The sequence below is a fragment of the Pseudomonas sp. C6002 genome, assembly GCF_013385805.1.
Lineage (GTDB): Bacteria > Pseudomonadota > Gammaproteobacteria > Pseudomonadales > Pseudomonadaceae > Aquipseudomonas.
This window is the reverse complement of sequence record NZ_JACAPH010000011.1, coordinates 42,144-68,973: the sequence shown is the minus strand read 5'-3', so window position 1 is coordinate 68,973 and position 26,830 is coordinate 42,144. Positions and strand designations below refer to the sequence as shown.

Here is a 26,830-nt window from a genome sequence, read left to right as displayed (position 1 = left end):
GCATGCAGTCGGCCTTTTGCTGTCTGCTAGAATCCGCCCACTTGACGCCTTGAGGGATACCCATGAACGAGCCGATTCGCCTGACCCAATACAGCCACGGTGCTGGTTGCGGTTGCAAGATCTCACCTCAGGTACTGGAAGTGATCCTCGCCGGCAGTGGCGCACAGAACCTCGACCCCAAGCTCTGGGTAGGCAACGCTTCGCGCGATGACGCGGCGGTGTACGCCATCGACGAGGAGCGCGGCGTGGTGTCCACCACCGACTTTTTCATGCCGATCGTCGATGACCCCTTCGACTTCGGCCGCATTGCCGCCACCAATGCCATCAGCGATATCTATGCGATGGGCGGCGATCCGTTGATGGCCATCGCGATTCTCGGCTGGCCGGTCAACGTGCTGGCTCCGGAGATTGCCCGGGAAGTGATTCGCGGCGGCCGTTCCGTGTGTGACGCTGCCGGGATTCCCCTGGCCGGCGGCCACTCCATCGACGCCCCCGAGCCGATCTTCGGCCTGGCCGTCACCGGGCTGGTGGAGAAGCGCCACATGAAGCGCAACGACACCGCCACCGCCGGTTGCCAGCTGTACCTGACCAAACCCCTGGGCATCGGCATCCTCACCACGGCCGAGAAGAAGGGCAAGCTGCGCGAGGCCGACGTGGGCCTGGCCCGTGACTGGATGTGCACCCTCAACAAACCCGGCAGCCGTTTTGGCAAGCTGGCCGGTGTCACGGCCATGACCGACGTCACCGGTTTCGGCCTGTTGGGCCACCTGGTGGAAATGGCTGACGGCAGCCAATTAACTGCCCGCATCGAATACGAAAAAGTCCCACGCCTGCCCGGGGTTGAGTACTACCTGGAACAGGGCTGCGTCCCCGGCGGCACCTTGCGCAATTTCGACAGCTACGCCAGCAAGCTGGGGCGCCTGAACGAACTGCACAAACGCGTGCTGTGCGACCCGCAAACCAGCGGCGGGCTGCTGGTGGCGGTCACCCCCGAAGGCAATGCCGAATTCCTCGCCGTGGCGGCGGAGCTGGGCCTGAACCTTGAGCCGATCGGCGAACTGGTTGAGCGACAGACCAACGCGGTAGAGGTGTTCTGATGCCCATCGACATCACCGATTACCGCGATATCTTTCTCAACGACCGGCCGATGATGGATACCCGTGCGCCGATCGAGTTCATCAAGGGCGCGTTTCCCGGGGTGGTCAACCTGCCGTTGATGACCGACGACGAACGCGAACGGGTGGGCACCTGTTACAAGCAGCAAGGCCAGCAGGCGGCCATTGTTCTCGGGCACGAACTGGTGTCCGGGGCGATCAAGGCCGAACGTATCGAACTCTGGGCGCGTTTTGCCCAGGCCAATCCGGATGGTCTGCTGTACTGCTTTCGCGGCGGGATGCGTTCGCAGATTGCCCAGCAATGGTTGAAAACCGAGGCGGGTATCGACTATCCGCGAGTGGGCGGTGGCTACAAGGCTATGCGGACTTTCCTGCTCGACACGGTTGAAAGCGCCACCGCGCAATGCGACTTCGTACTGTTGGGCGGCATGACCGGTACCGGCAAGACCGAAGTGCTCGGCCAGTTGAACAACGCCCTGGACCTGGAAGGCCACGCCAACCATCGCGGTTCCAGCTTCGGCAAACGCGCCACGGCGCAACCTTCCAACATCGACTTCGAAAACCGCCTGGCGGTGGACCTGCTGAAAAAGCGCGCCGCCGGTATCGAGCAGTTTGTGGTCGAGGATGAGAGCCGCATGATCGGCAGCTGCGCGCTGCCGTTGCCCTTGCACAAAGGCATGCAGGGCTTCCCGATGGTCTGGCTGGAAGACAGCGTTGAAGGCCGGGTGGAGCGCATCCTGAAGGATTATGTAGTGGACCTCTGCGCCGAGTTTGTCGCGGTGTTTGGCGACACTGGCCAGGAACTGTTTGCCGAGCGCCTGACCCAGAGCCTGGCCAATATCCACAAGCGCCTGGGCGGCGAGCGGTTTGCGCGGTTGCACGCGATCATGCAGGAAGCATTGGCAGAACAAGCCAGCAGCGGCGCGGTGGATTTGCACCGCGGCTGGATTGAAGGGCTGTTGCGTGAGTACTACGACCCGATGTATGCGTTCCAGCGGGAAAGCAAAGGCGCACGCATCGAGTTTGCGGGAGAGCAAGCGGCGGTGGTGGAGTATTTCCGGGACAGGCTCGCTCGGCGTAAGTAATTGATTGAGTTCGCCGGCCCCTTCGCGAGCAAGCCCGCTCCCACATTCGACCGCACTCCTACAGGATAAACGCGGTCGAATGTGGGAGCGGGCTTGCTCGCGAAGAGGCCCTCAAACTCACCCAATCACTACAGGATAAACGCCCCGATCAGCCCACACACCACCCCCATCAGCATCGTCAGCCCGGCCACAGTCACCAGCACCCGCGCATCGAAATCCTTGCGCAGCATCAGCAGCGACGGCAGACTCACGCTCGGCAGGGTCATCAGCAAGGCCACGGCCGGGCCGGTGCCCATGCCGAGGGTCATCATGGTCTGCACGATGGGGATTTCGGCGGCGGTCGGGATCACGAACAACGTGCCGACAATCGCCAGAGGCACCAGCCACACCAGGCTGTTGGCCATGGCGCCGTCAACGTGGGGAAACAGCCAGACCCGCGCCGCGCCAAGGATCAGCACCGCCAGGATGTACACCGGAATCGTGCTCCAGAACAGCTGCCACAGGGTGCGCAGCCAGCGGGTCAGGAACGGTTCGGTTTCGGCATGGCTGGCCTGGGCCACGGCGTCGAGCGCGGCTTCCGGTACCTGCTCCGGCCGCGCGATGCGTTGCGCCACCAGCGAAACACCCACCACCAGCACGATCCCGGCCACCAACCGCAGCGCGGTAAAGCCCCAGCCCAGCACAAAGCCCATGAACACCAGTGTCGCCGGGTTCAGCACCGGGTTGGCAATCCAGAACGCCAGCGCCGCGCCGACCGAGACTTTCTGCCGACGCATACCGGCCGCCACCGGAGCGGCGCAGCAACTGCACATCATCCCCGGCAGGGCGAACAGCCCGCCACGCAGGGTAGATCCCAGCCCGGCACGGCCAAACAGGCGCAGCAGCCAGTCCCGTGGGATCAGCACCTGCAGCAATGAGCCGAGAATGACCGCCAATACGGCAGCTTTCCAGATCGCCAGGAAATACACCTGGGCATAGGCCAGCGCGGCGGCCAGTGGCGCGCTTTGCTGGTCGTTGAGAATCGAGGCGCCGATGCTGTGGTTGTCTGCCGCGATAAACGCCTTGGCGTAGTAGGGCGACCATTTCACGTAGTAGAGGCCGACGCAGGCCACCAGCAGGAACAGCGCTGGTTTCCACCAGAAGGACCAGCCCCGGGCAGGCTGGGTGGAGGAGAGGTTGGACATGTAGATGATCCGCAGGTGAGTCAATAGCGCAACATCATACGCTGTACAAGGCCGCCTCCGAAGCACTGTGGCGAGGGAGCTTGCCGTGGCGAGGGAGCTTGCTGTGGCGAGGGGGCGGTCAGATATCGGCGCTGACTTGCGTTGCGTCCGGGCAAGTCTGCTGGCCATTGTCCAGGCCTTGCTTGTAGTTGCGGCTGAGCAGCGAGGCCTTGCCGTTGTGCCAGGTCAGGGTCAACACATACAAGCTATCGAAATCGCTGCCGGACCAATCGTCGGTAATCACATGTTTTTCACCGACGGCCTCGCTTGCCACCTTGTTGATCAAGTCCGGCAGATACCCATGGGACCAGGCAGTGTAGATGACGGCGTTGTGGTATTTGTCTTCCACCAGTTCGTCAGCGAGGGCGCTGGTGTCATTGGCCGAGAACTTTATGTTGACCGGCAACCCGAGCTTGATCGCGCTGGGGCTGATGGTCATCAACGGGCGGATGTAGCTGTAGGAGTTGTCTTTCTCGCCTTCCTCGACATTGCGGGTCGGGTTGGGTGCGAACACGTAGTTGGCGTTGCCGAATTTTTCCGGCAGCACGGTGGCCAGGTTCATCGCACGGTTAAGCCCCTGGCAGTTGAGTTGGCCGAGGCCCCCGGCAGGTTTCTCGCCATGGCGCAGGAACACCAGGGTTTGCACGCCGTCGACCGGCTGGGCGCGGCTGACCCGCGATTCCAGGCTAAGGCCGACCGCGGCGCTCACCAGCAATACCGGCAGCAGGATGTAAGAGTAGCGTTTGAAGCGTTTCGCAAGGCACAGAGGCTTGATGGTCATGATGGTTCTAAGTCTCGGTGCAGGGATTCAGGGCAAGCAAGCCCAGCCATCGGGCGCTCTTTAAGAGTTCCCCAAGGCAGTTTGGTTCGTTTCGCGGGGGAGATGGGGCGGCATCCTTGCCGTGTGCAGGAGATTAACCCGCCGATGTTGCTGAATTAAGACGGATGCACGATAGGCACTGAACCACTACTCTCCTACTTTTATCAGGAGTCCCATGATGAACTCACTTTCAGACTTCCCCATCACCGCCAAATGGCCGGCCCGGCATCCCGAGCGTCTGCAGCTGTATTCGTTGCCCACGCCCAACGGGGTCAAGGTGTCGATCATGCTCGAGGAAATCGGCCTGCCCTACGAGGCGCACAAGGTCAGTTTCGAGACCCAGGACCAGCTTTCCAGCGAGTTCCTGTCGCTGAACCCCAACAACAAGATTCCGGCGATCATCGACCCCAATGGCCCGAGCGGCCAGGCGCTGGGGCTGTTCGAGTCGGGCGCGATCCTGATCTACCTCGCCGAGAAGAGCGGTGAATTGCTTCCCGAAGACCCGGCGATGCGTTATGAGACGATCCAGTGGCTGATGTTCCAGATGGCCGGTATCGGACCGATGTTCGGCCAGGTGGGGTTCTTCAACAAATTCGCCGGCGCGGCCTATGAAGACAAGCGCCCGCGCGATCGCTACGTCGCCGAGTCGCGCCGCTTGCTGGAGGTGCTGGAAAAGCGCCTGTTGGGCCGCACCTGGATCATGGGTGACGAGTACAGCATCGCCGATATCGCCACCTTCCCGTGGGTTCGCAACCTGATCGGCTTCTATGAGTCTGGCGACCTGGTGGGTATTACCGACTTCCCGAACGTACTGCGGGCCCTGGACGGGTTCGTCGCCCGGCCGGCGGTGATCCGTGGCTTGAACATCCCAGCATAAGGACCGGCATGGCTTCTTTCGACTTCAAACAACTGGACGTTTTCAGCAGTGTGGCCGTCAAGGGCAACCCGTTGGCCGTGGTGCTGGGCGCCGACAGCCTGAGCGACCAGCAGATGGCGGATTTCGCCAACTGGACCAACCTCAGCGAAACCACCTTCCTGCTCAAGCCCCGTGATCCACGAGCGGACTACCGCGTAAGGATCTTCACGACCCTCAAGGAGTTGCCGTTTGCCGGCCATCCGACCCTGGGCAGTTGCCATGCCTGGTTGCTGGCCGGTGGCCAACCCGCTGGGGAGGAGATCATCCAGGAGTGTGAGATCGGCCTGGTGCGCATCCGCCGCCAGGGCGATGAACTGGCGTTTATCGCGCCACCGTTGCTGCGTTCCGGCCCGCTGGAAGCTGAATTGGGCGAGCGCGTGCGTCGGGCCCTGGACCTTGAGCCCGGTGCGATTTTGCGCAGCCAGTGGGTGGATAACGGCGCGGGCTGGCTGGCGGTGATGCTGGCGGATCGCGAGCAGGTACTGGCACTGCGGCCTGACTATTCGCAGTTGCAGGGCTTGGCCGTGGGCGTGATCGCCCCGTGGAACCCCGAGCGGGATGGCGATGAGGCGCAGTTTGAGGTGCGGGCCTTTATTGCCGGCGACGGCGCTCCGGAAGATCCGGCCACCGGCAGCCTGAACGCCGGTGTCGCCCAGTGGTTGCTGGGCGAGGGTTTGGCGCCCAGCCGCTATGTGGTCAGCCAGGGCACCGCCATGGGCCGCGCCGGGCGAATCCGCATTGAACACAGCGGCGAGGAAATCTGGGTCGGCGGCGCGGTTGCCGTTTGCATTGAAGGCCGTCTACAGCTCTAGATCAATGCAATTGTTACCAAGCCTGCAATAAACTGTTCCGCACTTGGCGTTTGTGCTCTGCGGTGCACGAGGCATAAGCTTTCGCCCCAAAGATTTTTGGCCTGCCTTTTTTCAGGAGCATCAATGTCCAGCCAGTTCCCCGAAGCCCGTCCACGCCGCCTGCGCCGCTCCCCGGAGTTGCGTGGCCTGTTCCAGGAAAGCGAATTCACCCTCAATGACCTGGTGCTGCCGATCTTCGTTGAAGAAGAAATCGACGACTTCGTGCCGATCACCAGCATGCCCGGGGTGCAGCGCATTCCCGAGTCGAAGCTGGCCGGCGAGATCGAACGCTATGCCAAAGCCGGGATCAAGTCGGTGATGACCTTCGGTGTGTCCCACCACCTGGACGCCTCGGGCAGTGACACCTGGCAAGAGCGTGGCCTGGTGTCGCGCATGTCCTCGATCATCAAGGATGCGGTGCCGGAAATGATCGTGATGTCCGACACATGCTTCTGCGAGTACACCGACCACGGCCATTGCGGCGTGATGCACGGCGCCGAAGTCGACAACGACCGCACCCTGGTCAACCTTGGCAGGCAAGCTGTGGCTGCCGCTCGTGCCGGTGCCGATGTGATCGCGCCGTCTGCCGCGATGGACGGGCAGGTCCAGGCCATTCGCCGGGCCCTGGATGAAGCAGGCTTCAGCCATATCCCGATCATGGCCTATTCCACCAAGTTCGCCTCGGCCCTCTACGGCCCGTTCCGCGAAGCCGGCGGCAGCGCGCTGAAGGGCGATCGCAAGAGCTACCAGATGAACCCGATGAACCGCCGCGAAGCGGTGCGCGAATCGTTGCTGGATGAGCAGGAAGGTGCGGATGCGCTGATGGTCAAGCCGGCCGGCGCGTACCTGGACATCATCCGCGACATCCGCGAAGCCTCGCGTTTGCCGGTGGCGGCGTACCAGGTCAGCGGCGAGTACGCGATGATCAAGTTCGGCGCCCAGGCGGGTGCGATCGATGAAGCCCGCGTGGTACGGGAAACCCTGGGCTCGATCAAGCGCGCCGGTGCGGACTTGATCTTCACCTACTTCGCGATGGACCTGGCACTCGCCGGGATCTAAGTAACCTGTGGCGAGGGAGCTTGCTCCCGCTGGGGCGCGCAGCGGCCCTGAAAATGGGCCTGCTGCGCAGTCCAGCGGGAGCAAGCTCCCTCGCCACAAGAAGGCTGTTCGCGGCTGCTTGCAACTTAGCGCTGGGCAAACGCCAGGTTCAGCCCCAACCCCGCAAACGCCGCTGCAAAACTGCGGCGCAGCCAGTTCTGTACACGTGGCGATTCGATCACCGCGCGGCGGAACACATTGGCCAGCAGGCCATAAATCACAAACACCGCAAACGTCATCGCCATGAATACACTGCTCAGCAACAGCATTTGCAGGGCCGGTGCACCCGCGCCCGGGGTGACGAATTGCGGCAGGAACGCCAGGAAGAAAATCGTCAGCTTGGGGTTCAGAATATTCAGCAACAGGCCTCGCACCATCAGGCTGTGGGCGCTGGAAATCGTCGGTGCGTCGTTCATGGCAAAGGCCGAGCGGTCCCGCCAGGTGGCATAGGCGAGGTATAGCAAGTAGGCGGCGCCGGCATACTTGAGGGCTTCGAACGCCAGGGCGCTGGTATGCAGCAGGGCGGACAGCCCAAGCACGGAGGCCAACAAGTGCGGGACGATCCCGGCGGTGCAGCCCAGCGCGGCGAACACACTGGCGCGCTTGCCGGCGGTCAGTCCGGTGGACACGGTGAAGATCACGCCGGTGCCGGGAATGAGCACGACGATCAGGCAGGTGATCAGGAAGTTCAGGCTAAGCATGGCATTCAAACTCCTTGTAGGAACGATGGGAGCCTGATCCTTTCACGTTGCGGTTTTTTTGGCGAGTGCGGCAGGTCGGCGAACCCCGGTTAGACTTACCGGTCGATATCTGCCAAGACTGGCCCATTGTCGCCCAAGGAAGCCCCATGCGTTCATCTCGCCTCATCCTGTGCCTTACCACCTTATTGGTACTGGCCGGCTGCTCCAGCCAGCGCACCCAGCAACTGCCGGAGCGCAGCGAAGCCGAGGTGAAAGCGCAGATCGTGCGGCTGATGCCGGCCAGCGTGCCGGATCGTGGCGGCTGGGCCCAGGACATCTACACCGCCTTCAATACGCAGAAAATCTACCCCAGCACGGAAAACATCTGCGCGGTATTGGCCGTGACCGAGCAGGAGTCCACCTATCAGGTTGACCCGCCGGTACCGAACATGGGCAAGATCGCCCAGGACGAAATCCTGCGCCGCGCCGCTAAAGTCCACGTGCCGGCGGTGCTGGTGCGCACGGCGCTGCAACTGCGCTCGCCCACGGGCAAGTCCTACGCCGAGCGCTTGAACGCTGCGCGCACCGAGCGGGATTTGAGTGGAATCTTTGATGACTTCATCAGTGTTGTGCCCTTGGGCAATACGCTGTTTGGCGGCTTCAACCCGGTGCATACCGCAGGCCCGATGCAGGTCAGCATCGACTTCGCACAGAAGCAGGCCCGGGATTATCCCTACACCGTGGATGGCAGCATCCGCCGGGAAGTGTTTACCCGCCGAGGCGGCATGTACTTTGGCATCCTCCATCTGCTGGGCTACCCGGTGAATTACGACCAGATGCTGTACCGCTTCGCCGATTTCAACGCCGGTTGGTACGCCAGCCGCAACGCGGCATTCCAGGCAGCGGTCAGCCGGGTCTCGGGGACCACGCTGGCGCTGGACGGCGACTTGATCAACTACGGCTCGTTCCTGCCAGGCACCACCGAGCTGGCAGTGCGTTCCCTGGGCAAGGCGCTGGACATGCGCAACCCGAGCATCCGCAGCCAGCTGGAGCAGGGCGAGCGCCTGGATTTTGAAGACACTACCCTGTACCAGCGGGTGTTCGCCCTGGCCGACAAGGCCGCCGGCAAACCGGTGCCGCGGGCGATCCTGCCGGGCATCGTGCTGAAAAGCCCGAAGATCACCCGCAACCTCACCACGGCCTGGTTTGCCAAGCGCGTGGATGAGCGTTATCAGCGCTGCATGAAGCGTTAGGCTTATCACCGGGGATTTACCGGGCTGATGTTGATGGTCCGGATGGCTGCGGTGGGATACACCTCCAGCCTTGTCCCCAAGGAAGAACCTGACATGACTGCCCATGCCATCCCCGAAGGCTTTACTCCGCTGCGTCGCAGCAGCCCACTCCTGGACCTGCTTGGCCCGGTGTATAGCCGAGGTGAGGGCTTGCAGCTGGAAATCGGCCTGCGCGCCGACAACCGCCACGCCAACGGACGCGGCACCGTGCACGGTGGCGTGCTGGCCACCCTGGCGGATGTGGGCATGGGCTACGCCATGGCGTTTTCCAGCGAGCCGCCGCTGCCGTTGATCACGGCGAGCATGACCCTGGACTATCTCGGCGCGGTGCAGGTAGGGGAGTGGGTCGAGGTGCGTCTGGAGCATCACAAGCGCGGGCGGCAGATGGCGTTTGCCACGGTCAGCGTGCAGGTCGGGGAGAAGGTGGTGGTGCGGGCAAATGCGGTTTTTGCGGTGCCCCAGGCGCGGGACTGACCGATAAAGAAAAGGCCCGGTTTTCGTGGAACCGGGCCTTTTCCATGTTGCTCTTTGAAATCAGCTGCGTTCAAGGGCCAGGGCTACACCTTGCCCGCCACCGATGCACAGGGTAGCCAGGCCTTTCTTGGCGTCACGCTTGATCATTTCATGCAGCAGGGTCACCAGCACACGGCAGCCTGACGCGCCAATCGGGTGGCCGATGGCAATCGCGCCGCCGTTGACGTTGACCTTGGCCGCGTCCCATTCCAGCTCTTTGCCCACCGCCAGTGACTGCGCGGCAAAGGCTTCGTTGGCTTCGATCAGGTCCAGGTCGCCCAGGCTCCAGCCGGCCTTGTCCAGGCAGCGGCGGGTGGCCGATACCGGGCCAATGCCCATGATCGCGGGATCGACGCCGGCGTTGGCGTAGCTGGCGATGCGTGCCAGTACCGGCAGGCCCAGGGCCTTGGCTTTGTCCGCGCTCATCAGCAGCACGGCAGCCGCGCCGTCGTTGAGGCTGGATGCATTGCCGGCGGTGACCGTGCCGTCTTTCTTGAAGGCCGGCTTGAGCTTGGCCAGGGATTCGGCGGTGGTGCCCGCGCGTGGCTGTTCGTCCACGGCGAAGGCCACCGGGTCGCCCTTGCGCTGGGGAATCAGGATCGGTGTGATCTCATCGCTGAAACGCCCGGCTTCAATGGCCGCCGTGGCTTTTTGCTGGGAGGCGGCGGCGAAGGCGTCCTGGGCTTCACGGCTGATGCCGTACTTGTCCACCAGGTTCTCGGCGGTGATGCCCATGTGGTAGTCGTTGAACGCATCCCACAGACCGTCGGTGATCATGCTGTCGATCATCTTCGCATGGCCCATGCGCAGGCCGGTGCGGGCGGCCGGCAATACGTACGGGGCCAGGCTCATGTTCTCCATGCCGCCGGCGATGATTACCTCGGCATCGCCGCAACGGATCGCTTGTGCGCCCAGGTGCAGGGCCTTGAGCCCCGAGCCGCAGACCTTGTTCAGGGTCAGCGCCGGCACGGCGTGGGGCAGGCCAGCGAGGATCGAGGCCTGGCGGGCCGGGTTCTGGCCGCTGCCGGCGGTGAGCACCTGGCCAAGGATCACTTCATCCACGAGTGCCGGGTCGATGCCGGTCTGCTCCAGCAGGCGACGAATCACCGCAGCCCCCAGCTCCGGGGCCGGGATGCTTGCCAGCGAACCTTGGAAGCTGCCCACGGCGGTGCGGGTGGCAGCAACAATCACGACGTCTTGCATGGAATCTGTCCTCACTGGAAGTGCATTTCTGGAACGTGGTCCGGGACGATCAGTTTACCGGCTGTCTTGCTGACGATCTCTTCAACACTGACGCCAGGTGCGCGTTCCTTGAGGACAAAAGCGCCATTTTCGATTTCCAGGTAGGCCAGGTCCGTCAGCACGCGCTTGATGCAGTTGGCGCCGGTCAGCGGCAGGCTGCATTGGCTCAGCAACTTGGACTCACCGTCCTTGGACGCGTGGGTCATGATCACGATGATGTTCTCGGCACCGGCCACCAGGTCCATCGCGCCGCCCATGCCCTTGACCAGCTTGCCGGGGATCATCCACGAGGCGATGTTGCCTTGTACATCGACCTCAAACGCGCCGAGCACGGTCAGGTCGACGTGGCCGCCGCGAATCATCGCGAAGGATTCGGCCGAGGAGAAGATCGACGCGCCAATGCGCGCGGTGACGGTCTGTTTGCCGGCGTTGATCATGTCGGCATCGATGGTTTCTTCAGTAGGAAACGGACCCATGCCCAGCAGGCCGTTTTCCGACTGCAGCATGACCTCCATGCCTTCTGGGATGTAGTTGGCCACCAGGGTCGGAATGCCGATGCCGAGGTTGACGTAGAAACCGTCCTGCATTTCGCGGGCGACGCGTTGAGCCATTTGTTCGCGGGTAAGAGCCATTTTTTGTCTCCTTATTATTTGGGCTGGTGGATTATTTGCGGAGGGTGCGCTGTTCGATGCGCTTCTCGAAGGTGCCGCAAATGATCCGGTCGACGTAGATCCCTGGGGTGTGGATATGCGCCGGGTCCAGCTCGCCCGGTTCGACGATTTCTTCGACTTCGACCACGGTGATCCTGCCGGCGGTGGCGGCCAGCGGGTTGAAGTTCTGGGCGGTGTGGCGATAGATCACATTGCCGAAGTGGTCGGCTTTCCAGCCTTTGACGATGGCGAAGTCGCCGGTGATGGATTCTTCCATCAGGTACGGGCGACCGTTGAACTCGCGGGTTTCCTTGCCTTCAGCGACTGGCGTGCCGACGCCGGTGGCGGTGAAGAAGGCCGGGATGCCGGCACCGCCTGCGCGCAGTTTTTCGGCGAGGGTGCCTTGGGGCGTCAGGACCACTTCGATTTCGCCGCTGAGCAGTTGCTTCTCGAACAGGGCGTTTTCACCGACGTAGGACGCGAAGACCTTGCTGATCTGCTTGCCTTCCAGCAGCAGGCCCAGGCCGAAGCCGTCGACGCCGCAGTTGTTGGAGACCACGGTCAGGTTGCGGGTGCCTTTGCGCTTGATTTCGGCAATGAGGTTTTCCGGGATGCCGCACAGGCCAAAACCTCCGGCAAGAACCGTCATGCCATCTTCCAGGCCTGCCAGCGCCTCTTCATAGGACGCTACGCGTTTATCAAAACCTGCCATATGCACCTCTTTTATTGTTTGTGGGCCAGCCATATGAACCGAGTGTTGCGCCGACGGATTGATTTGTTAAGTTGTTTTTTAAGGTTGATTGATTTAAAAAACAGCATAGTCCTCAGCCATCGAGAGAAGCTTCATGACAGTTAAACAGATGCGCGCCTTTCTTGCCGTGGCCCAGACCTTGAGCTTTGCGGCCGCCTGTGAGCGTTTGCATCTTTCCCAGTCGGCCTTGAGCCTGACCATCAAAGGCCTGGAAGAAGGCCTGGGCGGGCGCCTGTTCAGCCGCAATACGCGCAATGTCGCGCTGACCCCTGAAGGCGAATCCCTGCTGCCCCTGGCCCGGCGCTTGATCGCCGACTGGGACAATGCCGAGGATGAGTTGCGCCAGCGTTTCACCTTGCAGCGCGGGCGGGTAACAGTGGCGGCGATGCCGTCGTTTGCCGGAAACCTGCTGCCACCGATCCTGAAGATTTTTCGCGCGCGCTATCCTCAGGTCAACGTAACGGTGAATGACGTGATCAACGAGCAGGTGCTGGAAATGGTCCGCGATCGCCAAGTGGAGTTGGGCGTGGCGTTTGAACCGTCGGAAAGCTCATCGCTGGTGTTCACCCCGCTGTATGTGGACCGCTTTGTGGCGGTGGTGCCCGGTGACTCGCCATTGGCACGCCGCTCCGATATCGCCTGGCACACCCTGCTGGAACAACCCTTCATCACCTTGCAGCGCCCGTCCACGGTACGAGTGATGCTTGAAGAACACCTGAAGGTGCTGGACCTGAAGCTGCCCGTAGCCCTGGAGAGCCATCAACTGGCGACGGTGGGCAAGATGGTTGCCAGTGGCTTGGGCGTGAGTGCAGTGCCGGCGTTGTGTGCACGCCAAATGCAGGAGGCAGGCGCCCATTGCATCACATTGAGCGATCCGGTGATCGAACGGCCAATTGGTGTACTGACCAAGCCCGGCCACGAACTTTCAGCGGCGGCCCAGGCCATGTTTGATATTTTTTGCGATGAAGCGGGGAAGGGGCGTTTTCCGGCGTTGTTGCAATAACCGTCGGCCATAAAAAAGCCTGCTCGTTTTAAGCGAGCAGGCTTAAGTGATAAGTGCGTAGTTATCAGCAGTATCTGTCGATCACCTTAACTTGCGAATGGCCTTTAAGGTTCTGCCACTCGGTATTAAGTGTATGAAAGACCTGCTCGATAAAGTTGCGATCGGCGGCGGCTTTCTTGCCGACATAACCCTGGCCGCGGCGGTACATCTTCAGGCGCGCTGCCAGTTCACGGTTATTCCTGTCGAACTCTTCTTCCACGGTGTGGGGCGCCAGGCAGTCAATATGGACCTGGCCCGATTTACCAATCCAGAGGATATGGTCGTCGAGCGTGTCTTTCTGCGCTGCGAACATCTCAGCCAATTCATCGATAGTTGGTTGGTTGTTCAGATTCATGTGTAAGCCCCTTGACCAGTTGGCGATCTCTAGTTGATCCGTTAAAACTACTCAGTTGTCTCCGGCTCAGAAAACCGGGCGTCAGCGACTGTCTGCCGAATACGGGCAGGGTCTTGAACCGATGCATGTAGTCTTGCTGATGACCTGCTACGCAATGGTTTCATAACGAAGACAAGCAGCGTTTGAGCTACTTGTACCGATCCTTTCGGGCCGGTCAGCTTCATCAATCTGCCTTGTGGGCAGTGCACATCCGGAAAAAACAGCTCGGCGGTCAGACGAGCTTGTTCAAAACGCGTGTTACCAACGCTCCCGATCCGGGAGACGCTTGAATCATGCAATTACAAAACGGTTACGTCAACGATTATGTAGTGATTATTTTTGAGCACTACATAAATCCTTGCAGGGCGGGGGTGTGAGCGGAAAACGTGACTTGGGCGTCACTTTTCGTGCGGGCAGGTCGCGGGATCCGGGGGCTTTTTGTGGCGAGGGAGCTTGCTCCCGCTGGGGTGCGAAACGCCCCCACCAGGCTGACTGCGGTTCTGCAGGAATCATTCGGTTGTCGGTTTTGGGGCCGCTGCGCAGCCCAGCGGGAGCAAGCTCCCTCGCCACAGAAAAGCAGGATTGGGCTATCCCAGGCGTTCTGCCAGCAACGGCAACAAACGTTCGCAGGAGGCTTCGATCTTGAGTTGCAGCAACTCATCGCCCCGTGTCTTGCCCAGATTGATGGCAATCACGGGCTTGCCTTGCTCGACCATCGCCTTGCACAACCGAAACGCTGAATACGCCATCAGCGACGAACCCACCACCAGCAATCCTTCTGCGTCATCCACCGCCGCCATCGCCTTGGCTGCCGTGCCCTGGGCGACGTTCTCACCGAAAAACACCACATCCGGCTTCAACCGTTGCCCACCGCAATGGGGGCAGCGGGGCACCTGGAAGCGTCCTTCAAAGGCCGGGTCCAGCAAGGTGTCACCGTCGGGGGCTTGGACGGCATCCACACCCGCCAGGTACGGGTTCTCCGCTTCCATCTGGCGCTGGATCAGATCCCGCTCGCTGGTCTGCTGGCAATCCAGGCACAGCACCCGGTGCAGGCTGCCGTGGAGTTCGATCACATCATGGCTGCCAGCCTGATCGTGCAGGGTGTCGACGTTCTGGGTGATCAGCCCGGTAATGCGCTGGCGTTGCTGCAGAGTGGCCAGGGCGATATGCGCCGCGTTCGGCTGCGCGACACGCACCCTCGGCCAGCCGAGCATAGCCCGCGCCCAGTAGCGGCGGCGCGCCTGCGGGGTTGCCAGGAACTCCTGGTACATCATCGGCGCCTTGCCCCGGCGCACGCCTTCGCTGTCGCGATAATCGGGAATCCCCGAAGAGGTGCTGATACCCGCACCGGTCAGCACCAGGAAGCGCCGTTGGGACATGGCCCGGTGCAGGCTGTCGAGTTGGTTATCGACTTGATGTTGCAGGGTATCGAGCATGGGGTCCCCAATGATTATTCGCCGCGAATGTACTGCTCCAGCTGTTTGATCAGGTCGGCCTGTTCGGCAATCGCTTCCTTGACCAGGTCGCCGATGGACAGCAGGCCAAGGAGCTCGCCGTTCTCCACCACAGGCAGGTGCCGCAGATGTCGGTCAGTCATGATCGTCATGCAAGTCTCGACAGTCTGGTGAGTGTCGACGGTGATCACCGGTGAATTCATGATCTCGTGGGCTTTGGTCGTCAGCGAAGACAATCCATGGAGGATGACCTTACGGGCATAGTCTCGTTCACTGATGATGCCCACCACCTTGCCGTCCTGGAGCACTGGCAAGGCCCCGACGTTTTTCGAAGCCATCACGATCAAGGCCTCAAATACCGTATGGTCGTGGGGGATGGTGTGGACTTGATGGTTATGCTGGTCTTTGGACTTCAGCACTTGGGCAACGGTTTTCATGGAGGCCACTCCGGTGTTGTTATTGTTGGGAGGTTAGCAGGCCCTACAGAATCCTGGATGGCCTGCAGCAGGGCAAGGTCCAAAGCGGCATACATCCCGTCGAAAAACGTCATTGTCGCGATTTCTTAGTGCTTCTCAGCCTTTGTTTGCCGGTTTCGCCGCCCGCTTCGGGCTGGTGGCCGTCTTGCGCTTGGCCGGTTTGCGTTTGTTTTTCCACGGTGTGGCGCCACGGCCGGCCGGGCTGGCCGGGCCGCTGATGGTCAGGCGCATGCCAGTGCAGCGGGTCACCTGTTTGCTCATCCATGCCGCCTGTTTGGCGACGAACTCTTCCAGGCTCATCTCGCCGCTTTGTACCATGTCCAGTGCCTGCTCCCAGATAGCGGTGGTACCGGGGTCGGCAATTGCCCGTGGCACTGCATCAATCAGGCTGAAAGCGGCGGGTGTTGCCGACAGCGCCTTGCCGTTTTTCACCAGGTAGCCGCGGTCCAGCAGGCCCTGGATGATCCCGGCGCGGGTGGCTTCGGTGCCGATCCCGGTGGTGTCCTTTAGCTTTTGCTTGAGCAGCGGGTCTTCCACCAGCTTGGCGACGTTTTTCATCGCCTTGATCAGGTCGCCTTCGGTGAAGGGTTTGGGTGGCTGGGTCCACAGGTCCTTGAGGTTGACCTTGGCCACGGCGTAGTCCTGCCCCTGAATCAGTTTTGGCAAGGACTGCGGCGCAGGTGCTTCACGGCCCTTGGCCGGCGCCAATGCTTCCGGCAATGCGCGTTTCCAGCCAGGCTCGACGATGACTTTGCCAACTGCCCGCAGGGCTTCCCCGGCGCAGTCGAAGTCTGCCTGGGTGCGGTCGTATTCGTGATTGGGCAGGAACTGCGCGAGATAGCGGGCGCGAATCAGGGTGTATACCGCGCGATGCTTGCCCGTCAATTGCCCGACATCCTTGCCGGCGCCGGTGGGAATGATGCCGTGGTGAGCGCTGACCTTGGCGTCGTTCCAGGCTCGGGAGCGCCGCTTCGGGTCGATGTGTGGCATCAATTCATTCACCGCCGGATCGGCCCGCCCCAGCGCCGCGAGGATTTTCGACGCGTCGCCGTGCTGGCTCAGGGGCAGGTAGCCGCAATCGCTGCGTGGGTAAGTGATGACCTTGTGGGTTTCGTAGAGCGACTGGGCAACATCCAGGGTTTCCTGGGCGCCGAGGCCAAGCTTTTTCGAGCAGATTTCCTGCAGGGTGCCGAGGTCGAAGGGCAGGGGCGCGACGTCGCGCATGCGCTCGGTACGCAGTTTGACCAGCCGGGCGCTGGCGGCGTTGCTCATGGCATTGGCGGCGTCCCGGGCAAGCTGCGGATTGAGGCACCGGCCCTGATCGTCACAGGCGTCTTCTGTTGCGCGCCACTGCGCCGTAAAGGTGATGTCGTCGTGGAGCAGATCCACATCGATGGCCCAATAAGCGACGGGTACAAAGTCGGCAATGCTGCGGTCCCGGTCCACTACCAGGCGCAAGGTCGGGGTTTGCACACGGCCGACCGGCAACACGCCCTGGTAGCCGGACTGTTGGCCCAGCAGGGTAAACAGCCGGCTCATGTTCATCCCGATCAGCCAGTCGGCACGGGAGCGGCCAAGGGCCGAATGGTAGAGGCTGAAGGTTTCAGCACCGGGCTTCAACGAGGCCAGGGCCTTGCGGATGGATGCGTCATCGAGTGCCGAGAGCCACAGCCGCTGGATGGGGCCGCGATAACGGCAATGCTCCACCAGCTCACGGGCGATCATCTCGCCCTCACGGTCGGCATCGGTGGCGATCACCAGTTCCTGGGCTTCCCCCAGCAGACGCTTGACCGCCTTGAACTGGCTGGCAGTCTTGGGCTTGACCAGCATCTTCCATTTTTCGGGGATGATCGGCAGGTCGGCCAGCGCCCAGCGCTTGTACTTGGCGTCGTAGCTGTCGGGCGGGGCGGTTTCCAGCAGGTGGCCGATGCACCAGGTCACCGTCACGCCTGAACCCAGCCAACAACCGTCGCCACGCCGGGTCGCGCCGAGCACGGCGGCGATATCCTTGGCCTGGGACGGTTTTTCACAGAGGAACAGCCGCATGGTCACCACATTCGCTACGCAATTGAATGGGGAGCAGGATGAGCAATAAATCAGAATTGGGCAACTTTTATCTGGATGGATATACAGCAATTTGTGTGTCTGGTGCTAAACCCAATGTGGGAGCGGGCTTGCTCGCGAATGCGGTGTATCAGTCAACCTATCCGGCGACTGACACCCCGCTTTCGCGAGCAAGCCCGCTCCCACACTGAAACTCCAGCGTCGGCCGGATCGACGTTTAGTTATTGTCGATATCGACGTTCTTGGTCTCTTTCAGGCAAATCAGCCCCACGATCAGGCTCACCCCGGTAATGACCACCGGGTACCACAGCCCATAGAAAATATCCCCGGTGTACACCACCAGCGCAAACGACACCGTCGGCAGGAAGCCACCAAACCAGCCATTCCCGATGTGGTATGGCAGCGACAGCGAGGTGTAGCGGATGCGTGTCGGGAACAGCTCCACCATCAGCGCTGCCAGCGGGCCGTAGCACATGGCGGCGATCAGGATCAGCGCGACGATCAGCACCACCACCATGGTTTTGTTGACCTGGGCCACATCAGCCGATTGCGGATAACCCGCCAGGGTCACCGCGCCTTTCAGGGCGGCTTCGTCGTAACCGTCGATACGCACATCACCCACGCTCACCTGCACTGCGCTGCCCGCCGGGGCGGCCGCGCTTTCATACGGCAGGCCCTGTTTCACCAGGAAGGTCTTGACCTTGTCGCACGGGCTGTCAAAACGCGCCTTGCCCACCGGGTCGAACTGGAAGGTGCAGGTGGCCGGGTCTGCCAATACGGTGATCGGCGACTGGCGGCTGGCGTGGTCCATCGCCGGGTTGGTGTAGTGCGCCAGGCCCTTGAAGATCGGGAAGTACAGCGCGGTGGCCAGCAGCAGGCCGACCATCAACACCGGCTTGCGCCCCAGCTTGTCCGAAAGCCAGCCGAAGAAGATGAAGAACGGTGCACCAATCACCACGCTGATGATCAGCAGCATGTTGGCCAGTGCCGGATCCATCTTCAAAAACTGTGTGAGGAAGAACAGCACATAAAACTGCGCGGCATAGAACGTCACTGCCTGGCCGGCGTTGATGCTGAACAGCGCAATCAGCACGATCTTGAGGTTTTCCCATTTGCCGAACGACTCGCGGATCGGCGACTTGCTGGCCTTGCCTTCCTCTTTCATTTTCAGGAACGCCGGCGACTCGTGCAGGCTCAGGCGGATCCAGGTGGAGATACCCAGCAGCACGATCGACAGCAGGAACGGCAGGCGCCAGCCCCACACTTCGAATTGGTCACCGGTGAAGTAACGGCAGGCCAGCACCACCAGCAGCGACAGCAGCAGGCCGAGGGTCGCGGTGGATTGAATCCAGCTGGTGTGGAAGCCGCGTTTGCCCGCCGGGGCGTGCTCGGCCACATAGGTGGCTGCGCCGCCGTACTCGCCGCCCAGCGCCAGGCCCTGGAGCATGCGCAGTGCCACGAGGATGATCGGTGCGGCAATGCCGATGCTCGAATAGGTAGGCAGCAGGCCGACGCAGAAAGTCGCCAGGCCCATCAGGATGATGGTGGCGAGGAAGGTGTACTTGCGCCCGATCATGTCACCCAGCCGACCGAACACCAGCGCGCCGAACGGGCGCACCACAAAGCCGGCGGCGAAGGCCATCAGGGCAAAGATAAACGCCGTGGTGTCGTTGACCCCGGCAAAGAACTGCTTGCTGATTACCGCCGCGAGTGCGCCATAGAGGAAGAAGTCATACCACTCGAACACCGTCCCGAGGGAGGAGGCGAAGATGACTTTCTGTGTGTCGTTGCTGTCTCGCGCCTTGGTGGCGGAGCCCAGGGGTTGAGCGTGTTCTGACATTTGGGTAGCCCTCACAGTGATTATTTATTGTTGTTCCACTGTCGGCGCCACATCGGCGCCGCTATTCCCCTGTAGGAGCCCGGCTTGCCGGCGATGGCGCTCTCAAGCTGTGCACAACACTTGAAAACGCCACCGCCGGCAAGCCGGGCTCCTGCAGGTCAAGCCGGTAAGGTCAGTTCTTTCTCCGGGGCGAGGCTCCTTGTGTTCGGCGAAAGGATAAGCTGCGCGGCTTTTTCCGCGATCATCAGCGTCGGTGAGCAGGTGTTGCCTGAAGTGATGCGGGGCATGACCGACGCGTCGGCGATGCGCAGGCCGGGAACCCCGTGCACTCGCAGTTGGGCGTCGACCACCGCGTCCTTGTCGCTGCCCATGCGGCAGGTGCCCACTGGATGGAAAATCGTGGTGCCAATGCGGGCGGCGGCTTCCTGCAGCTGTTCGTCCGTCTGCAGTTCTGTGCCGGGCAGGTACTCCACCGGGTTGAATTGCTTCAGGGCCGGCGCCGAGACGATGCGTCGGGTCAGGCGAATGGCGTCGGCGGCCACCCGCAGGTCTTCCGGATGGCTGAGGTAGTTGGGGCGGATCAGCGGTGCGTCTGCCGGGTTGGCCGAGCGAATGTCGATGCGGCCACGGCTTTGCGGGCGCAAGTCGCACACCGAAGCGGTGAAGGCCGGGAACCCGTGCAGTGGTTCGCCAAAGCGCTCCAGGGACAGCGGTTGCACGTGGTATTCGAGGTTGGCCGACGTCTGCTCCGGCCCGGAACGGGCGAACGCGCCAAGCTGGCTGGGGGCCATGGACAACGGGCCGCTGCGGTCGTACAGGTAGCGCAGGCCCATGCCCATCTTGCCCCACACGGTGCCGGCGATCTGGTTCAGGGTGCGGGCGTTTTCCAGCTTGTAGATCAGGCGCAGTTGCAGGTGATCCTGCAGGTTGCCGCCCACGCCGGGTAACTCGTGCAGCACATCGATGCCCAAAGGCTTGAGCACGCTGGAGGGGCCGATACCGGAGCGTTGCAGGATGCCGGGCGAACCGACGGAGCCGGCGCACAGGATGATTTCCTTGCGCGCCCGCCACGTGACTGGCTGGCCATGCTGGCGAGCAACCACCGCCGCCGCACGGCCGTTCTCCAGGAGTACGCGGTCGACTTCAACCTCGGTCATCACCGTCAGGTTGGGCCGCTGGCGGATCGGTTTGAGAAACGCCTTGGCCGCATTCCAGCGCACGCCGGATTTCTGATTGACCTGGAAATAGCCACAGCCTTCGTTGTCGCCCTGGTTGAAGTCGCTGATGCTGTCGATACCGCTTTGCTGCGCCGCGTCACGAAACGCATCGAGGATCGGCCAGTGCAGGCGCTGTTGCTCAACCCGCCATTCACCGCCGTCACTGTGAAATTGCGAGGCACCGGCAAAATGGTTTTCGCTCTGCTTGAACAGCGGCAGCACATCCTTCCAGGCCCAGCCGGGATTGTCCTCGGCCCAGCCGTCGTAATCCCGGGCCTGGCCGCGCATGTAGATCATGCCGTTGATGGACGAGCACCCGCCCAGCACCTTGCCGCGCGGGTAGCTCAGCGCACGGCCTTGCAGGCCTTCCTGGGCTTCGGTCTTGAAGCACCAGTCGGTGCGTGGGTTGCCGATGCAGAACAGGTAGCCGACGGGAATGTGGATCCAGGGGTAGTTATCGCGACCGCCTGCTTCAAGCAGCAACACGCGATGGGCAGGGTTGGCAGACAGTCGATTGGCCAGCAGGCAGCCCGCCGGGCCGGCGCCTACCACCACGTAATCGTATTCAGCAGCTGCAGAATGCATCTGTGACCTCGCTTGTTTTTCTTATTGGTCCCATCCTAGTTGTTAGTTTTCGTCTTAAAAATGTTAGTTTTTACCCAGCTGCTGTGCGTTTTTAGACAACGCTGCTGTTCAGGGGAAGAAGGGGAAGGCATGTTCGACTGGAATGATCTGCGGTTCTTTCTTGAGTTACAGCGTAGCGGACGCTTGCTCACGGCGGCGCAACGCCTGAAAACCACCCACGCCACTGTGGCCCGGCACATCGAGGCCATCGAGAAAAGCCTGGGCACTGCGCTGTTCGTGCAGCACGCCCAGGGTTACGAACTCACGCCCTCCGGCGAAGCCCTGCTCAAACATGCCGAAGCCATGGAAAACGTGGCGCTGCTGGCCGAAGAAGAACTGACTCATTCCGCCGCGCCCCTGGGCAAGATCCGCCTGGGGGTGGCCGAGGGTTTGGGCGTGATGTTCCTGGCCAGTCGCATGGGCGGCCTGTTCGAACGCTACCCGGGCCTGGAAGTGGAACTGCTGGCAGTGCCACGGTTTGTCAGCATCCTCAACCGCGAAGCGGAAATCAGCATCCACCTCGAACGCCCCAGCGTCGACCAACTGGTGACCCGCAAACTCACCGACTACCGCCTGGCGCTCTACGCCAGCCGCAGCTACCTGGACCGCACACCGCCGATTGAAAAACGCGAGGACCTGGCGGTGCACGCCTGGATCGATTACGTCGATGATTTGCTGTTCAGCCAGGAACTGAAATTCCTCAGCAGTTTCTGCCGCAACCCCAAGGTGGTGTTCCACAGCACCAGCGTGATCGCCCAGCACCAGGCGGCGCGCTCGGGGTTGGGAATTGCCGTATTGCCGTGCTTCATGGCGGCGAGCGACCCCGACCTGGTGCCGCTGCTGCCGGCGGAGAGCATCCAGCGCAGCTACTGGATCAGCTCTCGGCGCGAGTTGCACAAGTCGGTCAGGTTGCGGGTGTTGTGGGATTACCTGGTGGAACTCTGCGCGCGGGAGCAAGGGGTTTTGCTGGGGGAGGGTTAGAGCTTCACCACCTGATGCACCTGCTCACCACAGGCACGGATCTCCTTGATCATTTTTTCAAACGGCGCGCTGACAATTTCATCGTGGGTCAGCCAGCGTATTTTCTGCGTCAGGACGTAGTGATAACGCCAGTCGCCCTTGACGCGCTCACCCGTCAGGTCCAGGTCGTACCACGGCGAGCGTACCTGGCAAGCCTTGATGTCCTTGTCGATCTGCCCACCCGACAGTGTGATGGTGTAGTCCAGCGTCTCGGGGTTGCCTATGTACAAGTCGGCCAGTTGCCCATTGCGGCGGTAGTTGAGCAGACCGTCCCATTTCTCTTGCAGCAAGGCATCGTTGTAGACGTGGTCGTTGCCCAGCGGTTCCAGGGGCCGCATGTCCGTCAGGGTGGCGCTGACCTTGTAGCTGGCCGGGATCAAGAAGGCGGTGGCGGGGCGCTCGACCTGGCAGTCGGTGATCTGTTTGCCGAAGTTGTCGCAGATGTTCTGGTCGCTGGCGGTGGCGCCTTGCTGGCGGTCGGCGACGCTCAGTTGCATCAGCGGCATGCCGCGAAAATCAACGGTGGCCGAGACCCGGGCGGTGCCCTGGGCGTCGAAGCGCTCCTGTTTGTCGAGGATCAACGTGGGGGCGGCGGGTTGCAGCGGGATGTGTTCTTCACGTACCTGGCCCTCGGCGTTGGTCACCAGCACCCAGCGGTCCTGGATGTCGGGCAGGGTCTGGCCGGGGGCGAAGATCGGGTTGGTCGGGTCCAGCCACCACACCTGGCCATCGACTTCGGCGCGGACGATGGCGTGGTTCGGTGCGCCGGTGCCGGGAATCAGCAGCGGGTTAACCACATCGCCACGGCTGACCCAGGCGGGCTCGGCCTTGATTCCGCTGGCCTTGAGCATGGCCGCCAGCAGCGTCGAAAGGTCTTTGCAGTCGCCGTAGCCGTGCTGTTCGATCTCCGCCAGGCTGAAGGGTACATAGCCGCGATCCGAGGCGCGCCAGTCGCCCAGGTAACGGTAGTGGTCGTTGATGTGCTGCATCAGGCCGGCCACCTGTTGTGCCGGTGGCAAGCCGCGAACGGCGGCCACGGCGGCGGCGCCCTGGGGCGGCAGCTTGGCGCCGAGGATCTGGTTGTAGCGTTCGGCAAAGCCGCCGAAGTACTGCTGGCGATCCAGGGAGCTGCCGACTTCGATACGCGGGGCGTGGCGTATGTAGGCGTTGGCGGATTCGTTGATATAGCTGAGGTAGGTCGGGGCCTTTTGCACCACGTCCAGGGTCTTGCGATTGGCCGATGGCGTAATGTTGAAACCCTCCATCAATTCGCTGCGCCACTCGATCGGCCGCTCGGCGGTGAAGCGTGCCTTGAAGTGGTCGCGCCGTGCGGCGTTGGGGCCGAACTGCAAGGCGTAGTAGAACTCGGTCATCAGCGGTTTGGCCGGGTGATGTTCGCGCACCGTGTAGCGGATTTGCGTGCCGACCCGCAGGTTGGGAAACGCCAGCGAGGTCTGTTTTTCCCGGGAGAAACCCTGGTCCGGGTTGGGGGCGGTGCGGGTGTCGATTTGCGTCGGGTCCAGGGGCACAGGTTTGCCGCCGGGCTGGGTGGACTCGGCCTTGATCAGTTCGAAGCCGTCTTCTTCCTGGTAGCTGAAGTCGATCCGCGAGAGCATTTCGCGGCCGCTTGGCTTGAGGATGGTGTAGTGAAAGCGGGTAGTGCAGTCGACGCTGGCGTCGCGGTTGAAGTGGCAATGCAGCTCGGTGTCGCTGGCCAGCGGGGCTTCGGCCATTGGTTGCAGGGCGGCAAACGCGCTGTGGCTGGCAAGCCCCCAGCTGATGCAGATCAGGGGACGGTAAAACGAAAAACGGAGCATGGGCGCCTCAGGTGGAACATTGACACAAGTACCCTAGGGGTACCGAGAAGGCGCCGGATGATAATGGATCGCAACACGAATGCCTAGCATTGTCCGACAATTAATTTCGCTGTAAGGCCCGATCTAGAGCCTTCGTTAATGTTTTAAGGATTATTTTTCGAGTTGAAACTCGACGCTGCCCAGCCGCTCACCGTTCACCAGCACGTGAACCGCATGCTTGCCGGGATAGTGCTTGCGCGTGGTCAATTCACGGATATGTTGGCCACGGCTGATGGCGTGATGTTCTCCGGCACCCAGGGTAAATGCCTTGAGCTTGAACACCTTGGACGCGCTGTGACCGGCGCTTTTCACATAGTCGATGGCGTAGTCGACCACCAGCTTTTGCGACGAATCGGCAGTGGACTCCAGGCTGAAGGACAGGTTGATCCGCTCCCCCAACTTGATCGCCGCCGGCTCGACCTTGAGTTGATGGATCTTCACTTCGGCCCTGGCCCCGGCGCCCATGATCGTCAGCGCCCGGGTGTTGCCTTGCTTGATCAGGCTGCGCAGCGCGTGGCGGGCGATCCACGCGGTGTGGGGGTTATCCAGGGACCAGCCTTCGATCAGGCCCAGCACCCAATCCGGATGGTCCTTGGTGATGTCGTTGAGGTGGTTGGCCACCGACTTGCGCACGTAGAGGCTGCTGTCGGCCTTGAGATTGTCGAGGATCGAAGCGCACAGGTTCGGATCGGCCTGCACCTCGGCCAGGCGAAACGACCATGGCAGCCGTGGCCGTGAACCTTCGCTGGCGAGGCGCCGCACGTGTTCGTTGTCATCCAGCGACCATTGCTGCATTACGGCCAGGGTGCGCTTGAAATCCCTCAGCAGGAAATGCCGTACGGCAAACTCGGCGGAGCCGAAGGTGGTGAAATACTTGAGGGCAGCCATGGAGCGCTTGAAATCATCGCCGCCGTAGCTGGCAACGTAGTGGGGCAGGAACAGGCTGACAAAGGCGCTGTTCAGCCGAGGGGCAAGGGCATACAGCAACTTCAGGGTTTGCGGATAATCCAGCGGGATCACAGCGTTCAGGCTTTCGCTGACCCGCGCCATGCGCTGCATCACCGACAGGTCTGCCAACCCGGCCTTGGCGTGTTTGAGAAAACCCTTGGCGTCGAACGCCGGATACACCGCGGTCATTTCGCTGGCGATGTGTTGCAGGCGTTCGGCGTTGAAGATTTCCTTCAGGGCCGGTGCGCTTTGGTCGGTCATGGGCAAGTCCGCGGTTAGCCAGAGATGCCCACGAGGCTAACCATCAGTGCCTAGAGATACCAGCGATATTCCCGCGCATGAATTTCCTGCTGGAATGCCAGGTGGTCCTGGCGTTTGTTTTCGCAATACACGTCGACAAACTCCGCGCCCAGGCCTTCGCGCAACGTCGGCTGATGCTGCATGGCGCGCACCGCCTCCAGCATTTCCAGGGGGAAGTCCGCGCCGCTGTTGCGGTCTTCGTTCAGCGGGGCGATGGGCTCCTTCGCTGCTTCAAGACCATGCTCAAGCCCCACCAGAATCGCCGCCAATACCAGATACGGGTTGGCATCGGCACTCGCCAGGCGATGTTCGATGCGCAGGTTGCGCGGGTCGGATTCAGGGATTCGCACGCACGCGTCACGGTCTTCAAAGCCCCAGCACGCGCGGGTTGCCGCGTTGACCGTGCCACCAAGGCGGCGGAAGGCGTTGTGGTTGGGCGAGAAGATCGGCATGCAGTGCGGCAGCAGTTCCAGGCAACCCGCCACCGCGTGGCGCAACGGTTGCTGCTGGTGGGCCGCCAGCAGGTTATTGCCCGCCGCATCGTACAGGCTGACGTGCACATGCATGCCGCTGCCGGGGTGTTGCAGGTAAGGCTTGGCCATGAAGCTGGCGCGATAGCCGTGCTTGAGGGCCACGCCACGGGTGCTGCGGCAGAACAGGGCGGCCCAGTCGGCGGCGCGCAGGCCGTCTTCCAGGTGGCCGAAATTGATTTCGAACTGGCCGGGGCCGAGTTCGGCGGTGATCACCGTGATGTCGATGCCCTGGGCCTTGGCCGTCTCGACCATATCGTCCAACACCGGCGCAAAGCGTGACAGGCGCTCGATGTGCAAGTTGGGCTGGTCGTCCGCGTCATCACTCAGCGGGTCGCGGGCAAATTGCGGCAGGCCGTCGCTGAGCTTTTTGTCGAACAGGTAGAACTCCAGCTCGAACGCGACCACCGGGTGAATGCCTTTGCGCTGCAGGCGTTCCAGCACCTTGGCCAGTACTTCCCGGGGTTCGAATTCGATGGGCGCTTCGGTGCCGTCGGAGGTGATCAACATCTGCCCCAGCGGCTGCGCCTCCCAGCTCACCGGCTTGAGGGTGCCGGGCACCAGGCGGCGGTTGGCGTCCGGGTCGCCGTCGTGGAAGCAATAGTCGCCGATCTTGAACAGGCCGCCCTGGGCACCCAGCAGCACCGCGTTCTGCGGCAGTTTCAACGGGCTGCCGGCGGCGACCTTTTCCAGCATCTCCACCGGGTAGCGCTTGCCGTAGAAATGCCCGGGAATGTCCAGGGCAATCAGGTCGACGTAGCGCACATCGGGATGGTTCTGGCGAAAGGTCCGGACTTCGGCCAAAAGCGTGGAAGCATGGCTTTTCACG

Annotated in this window: 24 protein-coding genes; 9 read left to right on the top strand and 15 right to left on the bottom strand. The window is 62.0% G+C overall.

From position 1 onward, the window contains the following. The first annotated feature begins 62 nt into the window (after positions 1-62). Together selD and mnmH are read left to right on the top strand one after the other, a co-directional pair. Positions 63-1,097: a selenide, water dikinase SelD gene (gene selD / locus HX817_RS06905; protein ID WP_003211248.1), complete on the top strand. Its 1,035-nt coding sequence runs from the start codon at positions 63-65 to the stop codon at positions 1,095-1,097. Beyond that, on the top strand, positions 1,097-2,200 hold the full coding sequence (gene mnmH, locus HX817_RS06900; RefSeq protein WP_177040021.1) for a tRNA 2-selenouridine(34) synthase MnmH: 1,104 nt from the start codon (positions 1,097-1,099) through the stop codon (positions 2,198-2,200). Before selD ends, mnmH begins: the two co-directional genes overlap by 1 nt. Before the next feature lie 128 nt (positions 2,201-2,328). Here the strand turns inward: mnmH and HX817_RS06895 are convergent, their stop codons facing one another. Together HX817_RS06895 and HX817_RS06890 are read right to left on the bottom strand one after the other, a co-directional pair. Next, a complete protein-coding gene (locus HX817_RS06895; RefSeq protein ID WP_003211251.1) occupies positions 2,329-3,384 on the bottom strand; it encodes a permease in 1,056 nt (351 codons plus the stop codon). A 118-nt stretch (positions 3,385-3,502) separates the two neighbouring features. Then, positions 3,503-4,204: a histidine phosphatase family protein gene (locus HX817_RS06890; RefSeq protein ID WP_102604857.1), complete on the bottom strand. Its 702-nt coding sequence runs from the start codon at positions 4,202-4,204 to the stop codon at positions 3,503-3,505. Positions 4,205-4,421: 217 nt separating this feature from the next. Between HX817_RS06890 and HX817_RS06885 the strand changes: the two genes are divergently transcribed. The 3 genes from HX817_RS06885 to hemB all read left to right on the top strand — a co-directional run bounded on the left by HX817_RS06885 (position 4,422) and on the right by hemB (position 7,069). Further along, on the top strand, positions 4,422-5,120 hold the full coding sequence (locus tag HX817_RS06885; protein ID WP_008435902.1) for a glutathione S-transferase N-terminal domain-containing protein: 699 nt from the start codon (positions 4,422-4,424) through the stop codon (positions 5,118-5,120). Positions 5,121-5,128: 8 nt separating this feature from the next. After that, positions 5,129-5,971, top strand: a complete 843-nt coding sequence (locus HX817_RS06880) for a PhzF family phenazine biosynthesis protein (protein WP_177040020.1) — start codon at positions 5,129-5,131, stop codon at positions 5,969-5,971. Positions 5,972-6,094: 123 nt separating this feature from the next. After that, positions 6,095-7,069 (top strand): porphobilinogen synthase, encoded by a 975-nt coding sequence (hemB, locus tag HX817_RS06875; RefSeq protein ID WP_177040019.1) that lies wholly within the window; start codon positions 6,095-6,097, stop codon positions 7,067-7,069. Between the two features lie 125 nt (positions 7,070-7,194). Here the strand turns inward: hemB and HX817_RS06870 are convergent, their stop codons facing one another. Beyond that, positions 7,195-7,809, bottom strand: coding sequence for a LysE family translocator (locus HX817_RS06870; RefSeq protein WP_102369383.1), 615 nt, complete (start codon positions 7,807-7,809; stop codon positions 7,195-7,197). 146 nt (positions 7,810-7,955) lie between these two features. Here HX817_RS06870 and HX817_RS06865 point away from each other — a divergent pair, with 146 nt between their 5' ends. Continuing rightward, a complete protein-coding gene (locus HX817_RS06865) occupies positions 7,956-9,041 on the top strand; it encodes a DUF1615 domain-containing protein (protein ID WP_177040018.1) in 1,086 nt (361 codons plus the stop codon). Positions 9,042-9,134: 93 nt separating this feature from the next. Then, positions 9,135-9,554, top strand: coding sequence for a PaaI family thioesterase (locus HX817_RS06860; RefSeq protein WP_003211628.1), 420 nt, complete (start codon positions 9,135-9,137; stop codon positions 9,552-9,554). A gap of 60 nt (positions 9,555-9,614) precedes the next feature. On the opposite strand, the gene HX817_RS06855 is transcribed toward HX817_RS06860, so the two are convergent. Genes HX817_RS06855 through HX817_RS06845 form a run of 3 tightly spaced genes read right to left on the bottom strand, consistent with a single transcriptional unit; the run spans position 9,615 to position 12,197 of the window. Further along, on the bottom strand, positions 9,615-10,796 hold the full coding sequence (locus HX817_RS06855; RefSeq protein ID WP_003211627.1) for an acetyl-CoA C-acetyltransferase: 1,182 nt from the start codon (positions 10,794-10,796) through the stop codon (positions 9,615-9,617). Between the two features lie 11 nt (positions 10,797-10,807). Then, on the bottom strand, positions 10,808-11,467 hold the full coding sequence (locus tag HX817_RS06850; protein WP_003211625.1) for a CoA transferase subunit B: 660 nt from the start codon (positions 11,465-11,467) through the stop codon (positions 10,808-10,810). A 31-nt stretch (positions 11,468-11,498) separates the two neighbouring features. Beyond that, complete coding sequence (locus HX817_RS06845) at positions 11,499-12,197, bottom strand: CoA transferase subunit A (protein WP_008435892.1); 699 nt, start codon at positions 12,195-12,197, stop codon at positions 11,499-11,501. Positions 12,198-12,330: 133 nt separating this feature from the next. On the opposite strand from HX817_RS06845, the gene HX817_RS06840 reads away from it, so the two are divergent. Beyond that, positions 12,331-13,239: a LysR family transcriptional regulator gene (locus tag HX817_RS06840; protein WP_177019730.1), complete on the top strand. Its 909-nt coding sequence runs from the start codon at positions 12,331-12,333 to the stop codon at positions 13,237-13,239. Between the two features lie 64 nt (positions 13,240-13,303). On the opposite strand, the gene HX817_RS06835 is transcribed toward HX817_RS06840, so the two are convergent. The 6 genes from HX817_RS06835 to HX817_RS06810 all read right to left on the bottom strand — a co-directional run bounded on the left by HX817_RS06835 (position 13,304) and on the right by HX817_RS06810 (position 21,308). Next, positions 13,304-13,633, bottom strand: coding sequence for a hypothetical protein (locus HX817_RS06835; RefSeq protein ID WP_003211618.1), 330 nt, complete (start codon positions 13,631-13,633; stop codon positions 13,304-13,306). 626 nt (positions 13,634-14,259) lie between these two features. After that, a complete protein-coding gene (locus tag HX817_RS06830) occupies positions 14,260-15,108 on the bottom strand; it encodes an NAD-dependent protein deacetylase (RefSeq protein ID WP_087694094.1) in 849 nt (282 codons plus the stop codon). A 14-nt stretch (positions 15,109-15,122) separates the two neighbouring features. Continuing rightward, a complete protein-coding gene (locus HX817_RS06825) occupies positions 15,123-15,563 on the bottom strand; it encodes a CBS domain-containing protein (protein WP_177040017.1) in 441 nt (146 codons plus the stop codon). Positions 15,564-15,698: 135 nt separating this feature from the next. Further along, positions 15,699-17,648 (bottom strand): DNA topoisomerase III, encoded by a 1,950-nt coding sequence (locus HX817_RS06820; RefSeq protein WP_177040016.1) that lies wholly within the window; start codon positions 17,646-17,648, stop codon positions 15,699-15,701. Positions 17,649-17,883: 235 nt separating this feature from the next. After that, positions 17,884-19,506 carry an MFS transporter gene (locus tag HX817_RS06815; protein ID WP_177035716.1) on the bottom strand — a complete coding sequence of 541 codons (1,623 nt, stop codon included), beginning with the start codon at positions 19,504-19,506 and terminating at the stop codon, positions 17,884-17,886. 158 nt (positions 19,507-19,664) lie between these two features. Next, the gene (locus HX817_RS06810) at positions 19,665-21,308 is read right to left on the bottom strand and encodes a GMC family oxidoreductase (protein WP_177040015.1); all 1,644 of its coding nucleotides are present in this window, start codon (positions 21,306-21,308) and stop codon (positions 19,665-19,667) included. A 129-nt stretch (positions 21,309-21,437) separates the two neighbouring features. On the opposite strand from HX817_RS06810, the gene HX817_RS06805 reads away from it, so the two are divergent. After that, positions 21,438-22,328: a LysR family transcriptional regulator gene (locus HX817_RS06805; protein ID WP_003211603.1), complete on the top strand. Its 891-nt coding sequence runs from the start codon at positions 21,438-21,440 to the stop codon at positions 22,326-22,328. Here the strand turns inward: HX817_RS06805 and HX817_RS06800 are convergent. The 3 genes from HX817_RS06800 to HX817_RS06790 form a co-directional block, all read right to left on the bottom strand. Next, the gene (locus tag HX817_RS06800) at positions 22,325-24,184 is read right to left on the bottom strand and encodes a DUF3857 domain-containing transglutaminase family protein (protein WP_177040014.1); all 1,860 of its coding nucleotides are present in this window, start codon (positions 24,182-24,184) and stop codon (positions 22,325-22,327) included. The genes HX817_RS06805 and HX817_RS06800 overlap by 4 nt on opposite strands. Positions 24,185-24,334: 150 nt before the next feature. Next, positions 24,335-25,432: a DNA alkylation repair protein gene (locus tag HX817_RS06795; protein ID WP_177040013.1), complete on the bottom strand. Its 1,098-nt coding sequence runs from the start codon at positions 25,430-25,432 to the stop codon at positions 24,335-24,337. Between the two features lie 50 nt (positions 25,433-25,482). Further along, positions 25,483-26,829: a glutamine synthetase family protein gene (locus HX817_RS06790; protein WP_008435874.1), complete on the bottom strand. Its 1,347-nt coding sequence runs from the start codon at positions 26,827-26,829 to the stop codon at positions 25,483-25,485. Position 26,830: the final 1 nt, after the last annotated feature.